At 61.3% G+C, this 15685-nt stretch carries 7 protein-coding genes; 1 reads left to right on the top strand and 6 read right to left on the bottom strand.

Annotated elements, in window-relative coordinates; genetic code table 11:
• Positions 1-38: 38 nt before the first annotated feature.
• The 3 genes from Q674_RS21755 to Q674_RS21745 form a co-directional block, all read right to left on the bottom strand.
• Complete coding sequence (locus Q674_RS21755; RefSeq protein WP_011783587.1) at positions 39-806, bottom strand: VC0807 family protein; 768 nt, start codon at positions 804-806, stop codon at positions 39-41.
• A 105-nt stretch (positions 807-911) separates the two neighbouring features.
• On the bottom strand, positions 912-2189 hold the full coding sequence (locus Q674_RS21750; protein ID WP_023007662.1) for an aspartate aminotransferase family protein: 1278 nt from the start codon (positions 2187-2189) through the stop codon (positions 912-914).
• 88 nt (positions 2190-2277) lie between these two features.
• The gene (locus tag Q674_RS21745; protein WP_023007661.1) at positions 2278-4050 is read right to left on the bottom strand and encodes an ABC transporter transmembrane domain-containing protein; all 1773 of its coding nucleotides are present in this window, start codon (positions 4048-4050) and stop codon (positions 2278-2280) included.
• Between the two features lie 226 nt (positions 4051-4276).
• Here Q674_RS21745 and Q674_RS21740 point away from each other — a divergent pair, with 226 nt between their 5' ends.
• Positions 4277-6070: an ABCB family ABC transporter ATP-binding protein/permease gene (locus Q674_RS21740; protein ID WP_023007660.1), complete on the top strand. Its 1794-nt coding sequence runs from the start codon at positions 4277-4279 to the stop codon at positions 6068-6070.
• A gap of 9 nt (positions 6071-6079) precedes the next feature.
• On the opposite strand, the gene recD is transcribed toward Q674_RS21740, so the two are convergent.
• From recD to recC, 3 genes are read right to left on the bottom strand one after another with little or no spacing between them, the layout of a single operon-like run.
• Positions 6080-8332: an exodeoxyribonuclease V subunit alpha gene (recD, locus tag Q674_RS21735; protein WP_023007659.1), complete on the bottom strand. Its 2253-nt coding sequence runs from the start codon at positions 8330-8332 to the stop codon at positions 6080-6082.
• A complete protein-coding gene (recB, locus tag Q674_RS21730) occupies positions 8329-12054 on the bottom strand; it encodes an exodeoxyribonuclease V subunit beta (RefSeq protein ID WP_023007658.1) in 3726 nt (1241 codons plus the stop codon). The genes recD and recB overlap by 4 nt, the downstream gene beginning before the upstream one ends.
• A complete protein-coding gene (gene recC, locus Q674_RS21725) occupies positions 12051-15644 on the bottom strand; it encodes an exodeoxyribonuclease V subunit gamma (RefSeq protein WP_023007657.1) in 3594 nt (1197 codons plus the stop codon). Before recC ends, recB begins: the two co-directional genes overlap by 4 nt.
• Positions 15645-15685 lie beyond the last annotated feature (41 nt).

Below are 15685 nucleotides of genomic sequence, written 5' to 3'. Positions count from 1 at the left end.
GGGTGTCCGGGGAACCCGGAAACCGGTGTTGTAATAACCTATTTCGAGGACCCGGACTCTGCCCTCTTCCGTTCCTTTTCTTTTTCCTTTTCAATCAGATGTGGCGCCATCACCTCTTCCAGGGTATACCCCGTCAGGCGCCGGATGGTGCGCCAGAGATAATAGAAAATCAGCATCATCATCACCATGGAGGGGATGGCAATCATCGGATAGCTCACCAGGGTCATGCGGCCCAGTTCCTCATTGAAGGCCTGGGTGCCCGAAGGGCTCACCACAATCCATTTTGCCAGCACATAATTCATGATGGACGAGAACAGGAAGGTGCCGGCAAAGAAATAGCTGGCCTTAAGTAGGCGCCCTTCAAACTCCTCCACGCAGTTCTTTTCTTCCAGTGAGGCCTGAATCTTGTCCACGTCCAGCACATTCGGGTTATAAAGCAGAGTACGGACCAGGGGGTACCTGGTGCGCGTAGACACCAGTACCGCCAGACCAATGACGGCGGGCACGGCCGCTTCCTTGATGGCGAGCCAGCCGGCATCCAGTTCCAGCAAGCCAATGCCGCCGGTGAGGCCGACACTGATCAGGCCCAGCAAGGCGATGAAGTTTTTCTTGTGGTAGCGCACCAGCTCGAACAGGCCCCAGCCCAGGGGAAACGCCAGGCCGATGATCAGCGCATTGACGCTGCCGAGGTGCTCGTCACCACTGAACTTCATCAGAATCACCGAGGGAATGATGATACTGACCAGCAGGTCGATCCAGGGTCTGGGTTGGTGGTCGGGAGTGGGAGAATTACTCTGGGACGTCATGGTTACCGCCTGATCGGTGAATCAACGGCAGAACCCGAGGGGGCACTGCCGGAAAGAGCTTCCGGCAGTATACGACGAATAGGAAGTCAGACGTAACCGCCTGGTTCAGGCGCCCACTTCCTTCAGGCATTCCTCAACAATATTCAGCCCTTCTTCCAGCACTTCGTCTTCGATGGTCACCGGCATCAGGAACCGCAGTGTGTTGCCGTGCATACCGCAACTCAGCAGGATCAGTCCTTTCTCCTTTGCCTTCTTGGTAATGGCCCCGGCCAGTTCTGGCATGGGCTTGTGATTATCCTTGCTTTCCACCAGCTCAAAGGCCGCCATGGGGCCCAGATTGCGAGCGTTGTCCACATGGGTGAACTGCTCCTGCCATTGGTCGAACCGGGTTCTGAGTTTCTCGCCCAGGCGCTGGCTCCTGCCAAGGATATCTTCTTCCTTGATGACATCGAACACCGCCAGGGCGGCGGCGCACGCGGTGGGGCTGCCGGTGTAGGTACCGCCCAGGGAGTTCGGGCCGGAGGAGTCCATCACCTTGTCCGTGCCGACGATGGCCGAGATGGGCATGCCATCGGCCATGGATTTGGCCATGGTCATAATGTCCGGCTCAATACCACTGTGTTCGATGGCGAACAGCTTGCCGGTGCGGCCAAAGCCACTTTGCACTTCATCCACGATCATCATGATGTCGTTTTCATCGCAGATCTTGCGGATGGCTTTCAGGAAACTTGGCGGTGCCGGGTAGAAACCACCCTCACCCAGAACCGGTTCCAATACGATGGCGGCGGTCTCATGGGCCGGGGAGTCGGCCTTCATGGCCATCGCCAGGCCACGCAGGGACTCTTCTTCGGAAATGCCATGGTAAGGCACCGGGTAAGGCGCGCGGTAGACCAGGCCGGGCATGGGCCCGAAGGAGGTCTGGTAAGGGGCGGCCTTGCCGTTCATGGCCATGGTGAAGAAGGTGCGGCCGTGGTAACCGCCGTCAAAACAGATAACGTTGTTTTTGCCGGTGGCTGCGCGGGCAATCTTGACCGCGTTTTCCAATGCCTCGGCGCCGGAGTTGGCCAGCATGACCTTGCCGTGGCCTTTTACCGGCACCACTTCGCTCAGTTTCTGGGCCAGCTTCACGTAGCCCTCGTAGGGCATCACCGTCTGGCAGGTGTGCATCAGTTTGTCGAGCTGCGCCTTGACGGCCTCAACCACCTTAGGATGTCGATGGCCGATGTTCAATACGCCGATACCGCCGGCGAAATCGATCATGCGTTTGCCATCTGCGTCCCAGACCTCTGCGTTCAGGGCGTGATCTGCAAATTGATCATTGGGGCTTGCTGCGCCCGCGGCGACGTATCGCTCTTTGAGTGCCTGCAATTCTTTGTTGCTCACTTTGCGTGTCTCCCTGTGTCAGGATTAGGAATTTCTAGTACCAGTGTAGGGAGTACGCACCCAACACACAAACCGACCAACGGGGCACTCAGTGTTCTGTCTGGCTCCCCGTGTCCCGGAATTGCAGGCTGGCCAGGCGCCGGTACAGCGCGTTATCGCGGATCAACTGGTCGTGACTGCCCACTGCCAGCAGTCGGCCTTCGTCAAATACCGCGATCCTGTCGGCATCCCGCACCGTTGCCAGCCGGTGAGCAATCACCAGGGTAGTCCGGCCCTCCGTGAGCGCCGGCATGGCCCGCTGAATCAGGTGCTCGCTTTCCGCATCCAGGGCGCTGGTGGCTTCATCAAGCAGCAGAATCGGAGCGTCGGCCAACAGCGCACGGGCAATCGCCAGTCGTTGTTTCTGGCCACCGGAAAGGCCCTGGCCGGCATCACCCAGGGGCGTGTCGTAACCCTGTGGCAGGGCCTGAATAAATTCGTGGGCGTGGGCAATACGGGCGGCCTGCTCGATCTCAGCCTGATTGGCCTCGGGCCGGGCGTAGCGCAGATTATCGGCGACAGTGCCATGAAACAGGGCGGGATTCTGCGGCACCAGAGCGAAACACCGTCGCAGGTCAGCCAGTGGAACCTTGGCGGTGTCTATGCCCTCCAACCGGATAGAACCGTCCTGTAGCGGATAGAAACCCAGTAGCAGATCAAACAACGTGGATTTACCGGCACCGGACGGACCGACCAGGGCAAGGGTTTCACCCGGCTGGATCTCCAGAGAGACCCTGGCAAGCGCTGGCCGTTCCGTGCGCCCGCTATAGCTGAAGCTCAGGTTATCCAGAGTAATTGCGCCGGTCACTGTGCCCGGGAGCCTGTCCGTTCCCGTCTCGGGACGCCGCTCCGGCTCGGTCTGCAGCAGCTCAAACAGGCGAGCTGCGGAACCGGCGGCGCGCTGTAATTCGCCAATCACCTCACTGATGGCTCCAGCCGCGACCCCCACCAGCAGGCTGTAGAACACAAAGGCTGCCAGCTCACCCGGTGAGATTCGGCCATGAATTACATCCAGCCCGCCAATCCAGATGACAATACCGACGGCGCCCATCACCAGGGAAATCGCCAATGTGGTCAGCCAGGCGCGCTGCCGAATCCGTTGCCGGGCAATATCGAAGGCTTTTTCAGAAACCACGGCGAAGTAGCGGCGGTCGTGAGGCTGATGATTGAAGGCCTGTACGGTTTTGATCTGACTGAGATTCTCCCCGACATAACTGCCAACATCCGCCACCCGGTCCTGACTCAGTCGGGACAGCGCCCGCACCCGGCGGCCGTAAAACAGGATCGGCGCAATCACCAGCGGAAACCCCAGCAGGATGATGCTGGCCAGCTTGGCGTTGGTGACAAACAGAAGAATCAGCCCGCCGATAAGCATCAGCGTGTTGCGCAGGGCGATGGAGACGGTGGAGCCAATCACCGATTGCAGTACGGTGGTGTCAGCCGTAAACCGGGACTGAATCTCCAGGGCCCGGTTCTGTTCAAAGAAGCTGGGCGTGAGATCGATCAGGTGATTGAATACCCGTTTGCGAATGTCTGCCACCACCCGTTCGCCAATCCAGGACACCAGGTAGAATCGGGCAAACGAACCAAAGGCCAGGCCAAGTACCAGCACGAAAAACAGGCCGATGGCTTTGGCGAGGTTGTCCGGAGACTGCGTGGCCAGGCCCTGATCGACCAGAATGCGCAGGCCCTGGCCCAGACCAAGGGTGATGCCGGCGGTAATAACCAGGGCAATCAGCGCACCGATCACGGCTCGTCGGTAGGGGCTGATAAACTCTATGACAAGTCTTAGAGCTTTACGATGGTTCGGGCTGATGGTCACTCTCCTGATCGATCAAAGTTTAATTAAGCCGTTTGTTTTACGATTTGTTCTCCAATGAAGACGTATCATAGCTGTTAGCAAGAGTGCACGGGATGGGGAGCCTTTCCGGGACCGTCAAAAGCCAGGGATGGCTTTTGTCGAGCGTACAGGGATGTATTTACAGCGTGTCCCGGAAAGGCTCCCCATCTCGGGCGCTCGACATCTCCAAAAGTTCAAGGATATTGCATTGAGAGCCTACGCCGACAACGACTACCCCGCCGATCATAAGCCAGACTGGTCGATTATTTCCGGGCTGTGGCCGTATCTTCTGGAATTCAGGGGGCGGGTCGCGTTGGCTATGGCGATGCTGGTTTTGGCAAAGCTGGCCACCGTCGCCACCCCGGTGGCACTGAAATACATTGTCGACTACCTGGACCAGAACCACGGTGCCGACATGCTGCTGTGGATTCCAGTTGTGCTGGTGGTGGCCTACGGTAGCCTGCGTTTTGGTGCCACCCTGTTCAGCGAACTGCGGGATGCCGTGTTTGCGCGGGTCGCGGAGCGGGCTATGCGGCGGGTCTCTCTGCGGGTGTTTGAACACCTGCACCAGAGGGAACTGGGATTTCATCTGGACCGTAAAACCGGTGGCCTGGCCCGGGATATTGAACGCGGCACCAACGGCATCAGCTTTCTGCTGCGCTTCACCCTGTTCAACATCGTGCCTACCATCCTGGAAATCCTGCTGGTGGCGGGCATCCTGCTGGTGGTGTTCAACGTCGGGTATGTCGTCGCCATTCTGGTGGCGGTGGTTGTGTATGTGGTGTTCTCCATCAAGATCACCGAATGGCGGACGAAATTTGTTCGGGAGGCCAACGCCCGGGATAACCAGTCCAACTCCCGGGCCATCGACAGCCTGCTCAACTACGAAACCGTCAAATACTTCAACAACGAACGCTACGAAGCCGAGCTTTACGATCAGGACCTGGATGAGTGGGAAAAGGCTCGGTTGAAGAACCGTCTATCGCTGGCCACCCTGAACGCTGGCCAGGCATTGATCATCGGCGTGGCGCTGATCGTCATTATGGCCATGGCGGTACGCGAAGTGGCCAGCGGCGAAATCACTCTGGGTGATTTCACCATGATCAACGCCTACCTGATCCAGCTGTTCATTCCTCTGAATGCCCTGGGCTTTGTCTACCGGGAAATTCGCCAGGCCCTGGTGAATGTGGAGCGTCTGTTCAAACTGCTGGGTGACCAACCGGCAATCCAGGACGCGTCGGATGCCAGGCCCCTGGTTGTGGATAACGGAGAGGTACGCTTCGAACATATCCACTTTGCCTACCGCCCGGACCGGTTGATCCTGCAAGACGTTAGCTTCACTATCCCTGCCGGCCATACCGTGGCGGTGGTGGGCGCCAGCGGTGCCGGCAAGTCTACCCTCGCCCGGCTGCTGTTCCGCTTCTACGAGGTCGATAACGGCGCTATCCGGATTGATGGCCAAGATATTCGATCGGTCACCCAAGACAGTCTGCGTTCTGCCATCGGGGTGGTACCGCAGGACACCGTACTGTTCAACGATACGCTTTACCGTAACCTGGCGTATGGCCGCCCCGAAGCGACCGAGGAAGAAGTCTACCGGGCCGCGCGCATGGCCCACCTGGAAGATTTTATCCACAGCCTTCCAGAAGGCTACGAAACGAAAGTCGGCGAGCGCGGCCTTAAGTTGTCTGGCGGCGAAAAACAGCGGGTGGCCATTGCCCGGGTTATCCTGAAGAACCCGCCAATACTGATTCTGGACGAGGCAACCTCCTCCCTGGACTCCTTGTCCGAACAGGCCATCCTCGGTGCCCTGAAAGAGGTCAGCCACCAGCGTACTACCCTGGTGATTGCCCACAGGTTATCCACAGTTCGCGATGCCAATAGCATTCTGGTGATGGACGGGGGCCGGATTGTCGAAAGTGGCAGTCATCACGAGTTGCTGGCCCGCGATGGTCATTACGCCCGTCTTTGGGAACAGCAACATCGGAGTGAGGATAACTAATGCCCGGGGCTATTGCTCCCCGAGCCGAAGCGCCAGTCCTGAAGCCCGCACCACCTGTTGGCTTACGCTGTCTTTGAACACCTGCGCATCGCCGGTAATCAGGCTGAACCAGTTCTTGGCCCGGGTGATGCCCGTGTACACCAGTTCCTTGGTCAGTACCGGGCTGAGGCGATCCGGCAGCACCAGGCAGGTGTGGTTGAACTCCGAGCCCTGGGACTTATGCACCGTCATGGCGTATACCGTTTCCAGCTGTTGCAAACGGCTGGGGGAAATCCAGCGAATGCCGCTGGTGCTGTCACCGCTCGGGAAGGCTACCCGAAGGGTCGCTTTTGGCTCGCCGGTTTCGGTCTTATCCCAGGGTACACTGAAGGTGAGGCCGATATCCCCGTTCATCAGGCCGAGGTTGTAGTCGTTGCCGGTGACCAGCACCGGCCGGCCGGCGTACCAGCCGTCGGTTTTGTCGATCAGTTTTTCAGCCAGCAGCTTCTGGGCGATACGCTGGTTCAAGCCCTCCACGCCCCAGGGGCCTTTGCGTAACGCACACAGCACCTGGAAATCGTTGAAGGCTTCCAACACCTCAGCGGCGTGGGCATCCCAGGCTTCCCGGGGACTGCCGGCGGTCAAATCACAGCTGTGGATAACTTCCAGATAATGGCGATAGCCTACCGGTGTTGGCAGCGCCTGGCCATTCACCACCCGGCCCTGGCCGGCGTTGCGGAAAGCCTCCGGTGAGCCGGTGATGGCGTGGTGGCAGATCAGCTCAAGTGTTTGATCCGGATCGGGTTTTGGTGTTTGGCCGTTCAGCCAGATTACATCATCAAACCCGGCGTCCCGGATCTGACCCAGTACCTGGCTGGTGAGCTCGCTGGAGTTTACGGATTCTGCCAGTTGACGGATACCACTGTCCTGTCCGAAGCGGTAGCTCTTGCGCAACATCGCCACCGCCTGGTCGAGTGGCTGGCCGGAGTTATCCACAAGGCTATCCGGTACCTGCGCGCCGGTGATGGCGGCCAGCCAACGGGCAGTATCCGGCGTGTAGTGGGCGTCCAGGGCCCGTTGGCAAAGTTCCCCCAGCACCGCACCGGCGTCCACTGAGGCCAACTGGTCCTTGTCACCAAGCAGGATCAGCTGAGCGCTGGCGGGCAGGGCATCGAATACCGAGGCCATCAGGTCGACATCCACCATGGATGCCTCATCGATGACCAGGATATCCACCAGCAACGGATTGTCTCGGTGATGTCGGAACTGGCGGGTGTCTGGCCGGCTCCCGAGTAGCCGGTGCAGGGTGGTGACCTTGGTGGGAATGTCCTCCAGTTTCACGGAGCCGGGTAGGTCGGCCAGTGGCAGCTTGCTGACCGCACCGCCAATGGATTCGTTCAGCCGGGCGGCGGCCTTGCCGGTGGGTGCGGCCAGGCGGATACGGTACTTGCGCCCTGCCCGCTCCGGGCTTTCCCCGGCCACGGCCTGCAGGGCTGCAAGAAGATTCACCACGGTGGTGGTCTTGCCGGTACCCGGACCACCGGTGATCACGGCAAAGCGGTTACGGGCGGCCAGGGCGCAGGCCAGTTTCTGGTAATCCACCGGCGCTGTGGACCGGAACAGTTTGCTGAGCGCTGTGGATAAGGTTTGCGAGGCCGCCGATTGCGGGTCGGCCAGCGGCGATGGCAGGGCCAGTCGTTGCTGTATGCCCTCAGCAATGCGTTGTTCGTAACGCCAGAACCGGCGCAGGTACAGTCGGGTGCCGTTCAGTACCAGCGGTGCCGGCACGGAGCCATCGCTCACGGCCAGAGAACCCTGCAGGGCTGCGAGGCAATCGGTTAGCTGTACCCGTGACAGCAGTTCCTGTGGATAACGCCCTTGCAGGTTGGCCACCTCGCTCTCAGACAGGCCGGTATTGGCCGGTTCTTCCGGCGGCAGCGCCAGGGTCTGGCCGGCATCGTCGAGTAGCGTGGCCAGGTCAATGCACACATGCCCCCGGCCCACCTGGTGCGAGGTCAGTGCCGCCAACAGCAGCACCAGTGGTTGCGGGCCTTCGCCCTGCTCTTCGCTGAGTTCCCTGATCAGCCGGGCAAAGCCGGTATCCAGCGGGCGAATCCAGCCGGCCTGTTGCCATTGCCCTAACAGCGCCTCGGTGTCGTCAGGATGGGCCAGCAGCTGGGAGTTATCCACAGTCTCCGGTGATTCTGTGGCCGCCCGGTTCACTGGCGTGTCGTCACCCAGGTCCAGGGCAAACTGGTTTTCGGTATGGCGGGTACGGCTCATGCAGCCACCTCCCCGGACACCGGCTCGCCATCGAACAGGGCATCCAGTTGTTCGATCAGCACCCTGGGGGGCTTGTCGGTAAAGGCGCCGCCGCTGGCGGAGTTCACCCCTCGCAGGAACAGGTACACCGCGCCGCCAATGTGCTGGTCGTAGTCGTATCCCGGTAAACGGGCCTTCAGCAACCGGTGCAGGGCCAGCAGGTAGAGGATGTATTGCAGGTCGTAGCGTTTGTCCAGAATCGCCTGGCCCATGGCCTGGTCGGTGTAGGCGTCGTCGTCCTCGCCCAGAGCATTGGATTTGTAGTCCAGCACGTAATACTGCCCCTTGTGTTCAAACACCAGGTCGATAAAGCCCTTGAGCATGCCATTGAAGCGGTTGGCCTCGGCCCGGGGCCGGTCCGCGCCGTTCAGGGTGTAACGGGTGACCAGTTTGTCCAGTGTATGGATGCTGACGTTACGGCTTTCAAACCAGAACTCCAGCTCCGGGCGCAGACTGCCCAACTGCGCCAGGCTGGCGGTATCCTGGCCATTGCGATCCAGTCGCAGTGGTTTGCGGATCAGTTCCAGCAGCCAGTGTTGCAGGGGGTCCACCCAGTCGCTCCAGCCCCGGGTGCCGCAGCGGCGGCTCAGCTGTTCGTGCAGCAGCTCGGGGTTATCCACAACCCGCTGGAAGCCCTGCGCCGTGCACCATTCCAGTAATTCGTGCAGGAAGGTGCCGGGGCCGGCGCCCTTGGGGAAATGGTGATGGTTGCGCACCGCGGGCACGGGGGGCGCTTCATCAGTGTCGTCCTGGGCACTCTCTTCCAGCAGGTTCTGGGTCTGGGCGTCTTCCACCTCGCCGGTGAAGGTAATGCCGGTGCCGGCTATGCCGGTGTATTCGATGGTGGAGTAACTGGCTATCCACCAGTCTTCCTTCGCTTCGCGGTTGGAGATCAGCGCCGGGCCCAGGGCTTCCGGGGCGGTTTCGGTGAATATTGTGTTTCCGGCTTCCGGCAGCGGGGAAATCCGGATTTCCGGGCGGTCCTGGGCCAGTGAGGCCAGAGCCTGGCTAATGGACCGCTCCGGTGTTCCGGCAATCGCATAGCCCAGGCCGCTCTGATACCAGTTATCCACAGCCGCCGCGCCCACCCAGGTGGCAAACCGGGCCCGGGTCAGGGCCACATAGAGTTTACGGATGTCCTCGCCCAGGCGTTCCTGGTCGGCCCTTTCAATGTCTTCCGGAGTCGGATCGAACACGGTCACCAGCTTGCCGGTGTCGTCATGGTAGCGAACATACGCCTGCTTCGGGTTCTCTGCCCGGAAGGCGGTGCCGAAGGGCAGGAATACCAGTGGGTATTCCAGGCCCTTGGATTTGTGCACGGTGATTACCTTTACCAGACCGGCGTCGCTTTCCAGGCGCAGGGTGCGGTGTTCGTCTTCTTCGTCTGCCGCCCGCAGGATCTGGGTGAAGTGGTGCACCAGGGCATGTTCGCCGTCCAGTTGCAGGCTGTCCTGCTGCAGCAGTTCGGCAATGTGCAGGATGTCAGTCAGTCTTCGCTCACCGTCAGGGCGTTGCAGCAGGCGGCCGGGAACCTCGAAGTCCATCAGAAAACTACGCAGCATGGGCAATACGCCCTGGCTCTGCCACTGTTGCTGGTAGCGCTGGAAGCGCTCGATTTCCCGTTCCAGTATCAGCTCATCGGTGAGCAGCCGATCCAGTGCGTGCCAGCTCTGGCCCAGGGTCGGTGTGGCCAGCGCGGCGCGGATGAACGCCAACTGCCGGGGTTCGGCAAAGGCGCGCAGCCAGCACAGTACCTCGTTCGCCTCCCGGGAGGTCAATACTGAATCCCGGTCCGACAGGTACACACTCTTGATGCGCCGCCGGCCGAGGGCGTCCCGCACCGCAGCGGCCTCGTTGCGGTTATTCACCAGTACGGCAATGTCTCTGGCTTCAACGGGTTCGAGGTCGTCCGGGCTGTCTGGCAAGGCAAAGCCGGCCTGCCTTCCCTGCCCCAGGGTCAACAATCGGGCGATTTCACTGGCGCAGGTTTCGGCCATTTCAGCCGTGGCGGTGCCCTTGGCGAGGCCCTTGGGGTTACCCTCTTTGTCGGTTTCACCGGATTCGTGGGTCCAGAACACCAGGCTGGGCTGGACTTCACCCTGCACCGACCACAGCCGCCTGGTGCCGTTGGCATCGACGCCCTGGAACGGCAGCGGCGTGCTGTCGCCCTTGCCGAACAGGAAGGCGCCCCTGGCGCTGAATTGGTCGCTGTGCTCAAACACCCGGTTGACGGCGCTCACCATGGTTTCGGCGGAGCGGAAGTTCTTGCCCAGGGTGTAAGTGCGTGCCTGCACGCCCAGGCGGGCCTGCAGGTAAGTGTGGATATCGGCGCCCCGGAAACCGTAGATGGCCTGTTTCGGATCGCCGATCATCAGCAGGCAGGTGTCCGGTTGGTTGGCTTCGACGTTATAGATCCGGTTGAAGATGCGGTACTGCACCGGGTCGGTATCCTGAAACTCGTCAATCAGCGCCACCGGAAACTGGCGGCGGATGGTGGCGGCCAGTTGGTCCCCCCGGGGGCCGTGCAGCGCGTCATCCAGGCGGGTGAGCAGGTCATCAAAACCCATTTCCGAGCGCTGCTGCTTTTCCGCTTCCAGTCGCCCGGCAATCCAGTGGCTGGCGTGGCGCAGGATGTCGGACTTGGCACTGGGCGGGTTCTGGCCGAAGGCCAGCAAGGCGTCGATGGCGTCAAACGCCGGGTGATGGGGTGCCGGGTCGTCGCCTTTCAGGATGTTGTCCAGACCCTCGGGGGTCTGGTTCTTGTAACCGGCAGCGCTGTCCAGCTTCTCCGGCAATAGCTCGTCGGATTCGGCCCAGGCGACCAGAAACTCCCACACCTTGAGCATGGCGTTCTTGCTGCCCCCGTGCAGCCGCTTGCCTTTGTTCAGATCGTTCAGCAGGTCAGTGACTTCCTGTTGCCACTGGGCCCAGGGGTGGGCTTTCAGTTCTCCGGCCCGCGCGAGCCGTTCGCTGACCACCTGGTCAATGGCTTCGTGCACGCTCTGGGGCGGTGTACCCAGAGCATCCGGGTCGTCGATCAGATTACGTACCGCCTTGCGCAGATCGGTGGGGGTTTTCCAGTGGCTCAGGGCTTCGTCCATAAGGGCCGGTGGTAACGGGTAAACGAAGGTACGCCAGTAATCCCTTGCCACCTCGTCCAGCAGTTCGCTCTGATCCGTTTCCAGGGTGAGCTTGAACAGGCTGCCGCTGTCGAAGGCGTGTTCGCTGAGCATGCGGTTGCAGAAACCGTGAATGGTGGATACCGCCGCTTCGTCCATCCATTCAGCGGCCAGCAGCAGTTTCTTGCGGCAGTCAGGCCACCCGGCCGGGTCCGGATAACTGTCATCCCGCAGCTTGTGGATAAGCGCGGTTTCCGGGGTGGGTTCGAGGTGGTCAGCGGCGTCGGAAAACACCTCGGCGGCCTGGGTCAGCCGGGTGCGGATGCGGTCCCGCAGCTCCTTGGTGGCGGCGTCGGTAAAGGTGACCACCAGCAGGTTTGGTGGCAACAGGTTCTGCAGCGGGCTGTCTTCTGCCTGGCCATGGCCCAGCACCAGGCGCACATACAGGATGGCGATGGTGAAGGTTTTGCCGGTGCCGGCGCTGGCCTCGATCAGCGCGCTGCCATTCAGGGGCAGGGCCAGCGGGTCCAGGTTCGGGTTTCGGTTGGTTCTCTGTTCCGTCATTCCATGCTCCCGATTTGCTCCGCCGCCGACTTGCCCTGTTCGGCCTCCCACAGAGGCACATAAAGCTGGTGCAGCAGGGCTTCAAACTCGCCGCTCGCCATCAGTGCCTCGGGACTTTCGAAGGCACCCAGCAGGTAGCCGGTGTCCCGGTCCAGGGCGGTGGAATAGGCCTGTTCTGCTTCGCTAATGGCCCGTTCGTGGTCGCCGACAGATTTCTTGCCGCCATAGAAACTGGTGATCCAGGCAAAGCCGGCTTCGCAGTGAATGGGCAGGGTCCGGGTGGTGGCTTCCATCCAGCGGCCCAGAATGGCTTCGAAGTGCTTTTGTGCCTGCTCCGGGGCCATGACCGGGAAGTGGAATTTACGGCCTTCTTCCTTGCCCAGGATCACGGTTTCAAAGGGCTGGCCACTGAGTTGCCCGGCCAGGTGAACCAACCAGTCCCGCAGCAGATTGGCGTAGCGGACTTTTTTCGAGTAACCGGAGCCGGTCAGCAGACCGGAGTTGGCGATCACCAGTCGGCACAGTTGTCCTGAAGGGTTGCAGCGCAGATTGTCGATTAAATCGACCACCTCCACTGCGCCTGTGCTATCCGAGTACCGAAACTCGAACGGTAAGGGCTCGGCCACTGCTTCCGGCCACTCGGCCAGCGCGCCGCGGTAGCGTTGAAACAGGTCTGGCAGGCGGCCGGCCAGCTCGGTGCGCAGGCGATGTTCGGTCACCCCCATACCCAAATCGCCCCGCCGGGCCATACGGTCCAGAGTGGCTTCCAGGCGTTCGTGCAACTCCTCTTCACTGGCCGCTTTGACGACACCCTCCTGGATCAGCTCGTTGTCCAGGCGCCAGCGGTCCAGGCCGTTCAGGTCGAAGTTTTCGTTATCGGTGTCGTCTTCTTCCACCGTTTCAAAGCGCACCTGCAGCCGGCGCTGGTAGAAGGTGTCGATGGGCTTTTTCAGGAAATTCGCCAGCTCGGTCAGGCTGATGGGCTCTTCGGGCGCCATGTACGGCAGCGCTTCCCGGCTCTGCTCCGGGTTATCCACTGCATGAGCGCTGCGCCATTCCCGTTCATAGGTGAACAGTCCCCGGGCCCGCAGCACATCGGCCAGGGGTTTGGGTTGGGTCTCTTCACCGTCGCCCACGCCGTTGGTTCTGGGGAAATAGTCCCGGCTGAAAGGCTGCAGCGGATGCTGGGTGGTCAGAGCCTTGGTAACAGAACCATCCGGTTGCCCCGCTACTGTCCACAGACTGTTCAGATGGTCCTGTAACTGGCCGATGAGCACCGAGGGTGGCCGTTCAGAGTCGTCCCTGATACTGCGCCCCACCCAACTGATGTACAGCTGTTCCCGGGCGGACAACAAGGCTTCCAGAAACAGGTAGCGGTCGTCTTCCCGGCGGGAGCGGTCCCCCGGCCGGTAATCCTGGGCCATCAGGTCGAAATCCACCGGCGGCCGGGAGCGAGGATAGTCGCCGTCGTTCATGCCCAGCAGGCATACCTTGCGGAACGGAATGGCCCGCATCGGCATCAGGGTGGCGAAGTTGACCTTGCCGGCGAGGAAACGCTGGTTCAGGCCGCCCTCATCCAGGCCCTGCAGCAGCACATCCTTGACGATAGTCAGGGGCAGCGGTTGCTGTTCCAGTCCGGCGGCCAGGGCATCGTCCAGCCACTGCTCCAACTGACGGCGGAAGCGGTTCAGCAACAGCAGGTCCTGGCCTTCCACCTTGTGGAAAAATTGCTCCAGCATGGCGGAGAACAGGGCTTCCCATTCCCCGGGCGTGCGGGTGGCCTGCAGTGCCTGCCACAGGGCTTCCAGCTGGTGCACGAATTCGCCCAGGCGACCGGCCAGGCTGGCTTGCAGGCCGCCGATTTCACCATAGGGCTCTACCCCGCCCCAGGGCTGGTCATCGCCCATGCCATAACCCAGCAACATGGCGCGGAGCCCGGCTTGCCAGGTGTTGCGTTCCAGCTCTGCCGGCAGGTCCAGGCTTTCCCGGTGCTTGCCATGCAGGCCCCAGCGAATGTTGGCGCCTTCCACCCAGCGCCGGGCCAGAGGGATGTCGTCTTCGCTGATGTCAAAGCGGTCGCGGATGCCGGCTACTTCCAGCAAGCTGATGATTTCGCTCACACCGAAGCGGCTGCGGGGCAATGACATCAGGGTTTCCAGGGCAATCAGCACTGGTTCGTGGTGGCGCTGTCCCTGGTCGGAAATGGTGAACGGAATGTGGCGCTTGCGGCCCGGCGAGTAGCGACCGAACACCGCCTGAATATGAGGCGCGTACACGTTGATGTCAGGCACCATCACGATCACATCCCGGGGCCGCAGTGTCGGATCGGCATTGAACGCAGCCAGCAGCTGGTCGTGCAGAATTTCCACTTCCCGCTGGGGGCCGTGGGCGTCGTGGAACACCACGGAATGGTCGCGGGTCAGATCCACCGTGCGCTGCTGCTGGCGGATTTCCTGCAGCGGCGTCAGGTTGTGGATATCGTTCTGCAACTGGTGCAGCAGGCAGGGGTTATCCACATCGCCATGGTCGGTGAAGATGTCGATCTTCTGGCCCGGCGTCTGGAAACTGGCGCGGTAGTCGTCCGGGTTGTCGAACTCATCCAGCAGGCGGATGTAGTCCCGGCCCTGTTTTCCCCAGGCCGCCAGCAACGGGTTGGCGTGCTGGTGCAACTGGTCCGGGTCGTCAATTTGCGACAACACCGGGTGTGCTGGGCCCCGCTTGCGTTCGGCTTTTAACAGTTCCCGGTCGCTGATGATGTCGGCCCAGTAGAACTGGCAGGGGTTGTGGACGCACAGAACCACCTGGCTGAACCGGCTCAGTACATACAGGGCTTCCAGCGCCTGCCGGGGCAGCGACGATACTCCGAACACCACGATGCGCTTGGGCAAGCGACTGGCATTGGCCGGTTCGCTGATGCGCTGGCCCTGGGCCATAAAGCGGGTGTGGATTTGCGAACGGCTGGTGTGGGCCTCGCTGCCCACGTCCTCGACCAGCTTGCGCCAGAGCAGGGGCTGCCAGCAGGCTTCCGTATCCAGAGCTTTCTCCTCGCCCCGGGCCGTGATCACCACGTCCTTGCCCTGTTCCCAGGCCGCGAGCCAGTCGGCCCGGAACACCTGGTACTGGTCGAACAGATCCGCCACTTTCTCCGCCAGCTGGAAATTGCGCAGATCGGTATCGCGGCCGTCCAGGAATCGCGCCAGTGGTGTGAACGCCTCATCCTGCCCCACCAGCTCCGGCAACAATCGGTACAGCCGCCAGACCAGACGGCGCTTGTCGAAGGGGGACTGCTCCGGTACTTCGCCGTCGGGCAACACCGCCCGGTAGGCCTGCCAGATGAACCGTGCCGGAAACAGGAAATCCATGCCGGCGGCAATGCCCAGGCCGCCTTCCACGCCATCCTCGGTGCGCTTCTCCGCCAGCGCCAGCTTCAGCCACTGGGCAATGCCGTTACTCTGCACCAGAAAGGTCTCGCTCTGTAGCGGCGGCATGGGGTTCTGCCGGCAGATATAGACCACGGCGCGGCGCAGGTCTTCCAGATGGTTGGCATGGATGGCGTGAAAGCCGGGTTCAATGGCTGTGGAGTCGGCCATGGTTTTCCTTGTCTGATGAACAATTCAATCCTCGGGCCACA

The sequence above is a fragment of the Marinobacter sp. EVN1 genome, assembly GCF_000475375.1.
GTDB classification, from domain to species: Bacteria; Pseudomonadota; Gammaproteobacteria; order Pseudomonadales; family Oleiphilaceae; genus Marinobacter; species Marinobacter nauticus.
The sequence above is the reverse complement of the archived record's forward strand: the minus strand, read 5'-3'. Positions and strand labels throughout refer to the sequence as shown.

Bases quoted from the DNA above. Each gene is read 5' to 3' on its own strand.
- Q674_RS21755 (WP_011783587.1), bottom strand. From the start codon at position 806: ATGACGTCCCAGAGTAATTCTCCCACTCCCGACCACCAACCCAGACCC.
- recD (WP_023007659.1), bottom strand. From the start codon at position 8,332: ATGAGCCGTACCCGCCATACCGAAAACCAGTTTGCCCTGGACCTGGGT.
- recB (WP_023007658.1), bottom strand. From the start codon at position 12,054: ATGACGGAACAGAGAACCAACCGAAACCCGAACCTGGACCCGCTGGCC.
- recC (WP_023007657.1), bottom strand. From the start codon at position 15,644: ATGGCCGACTCCACAGCCATTGAACCCGGCTTTCACGCCATCCATGCC.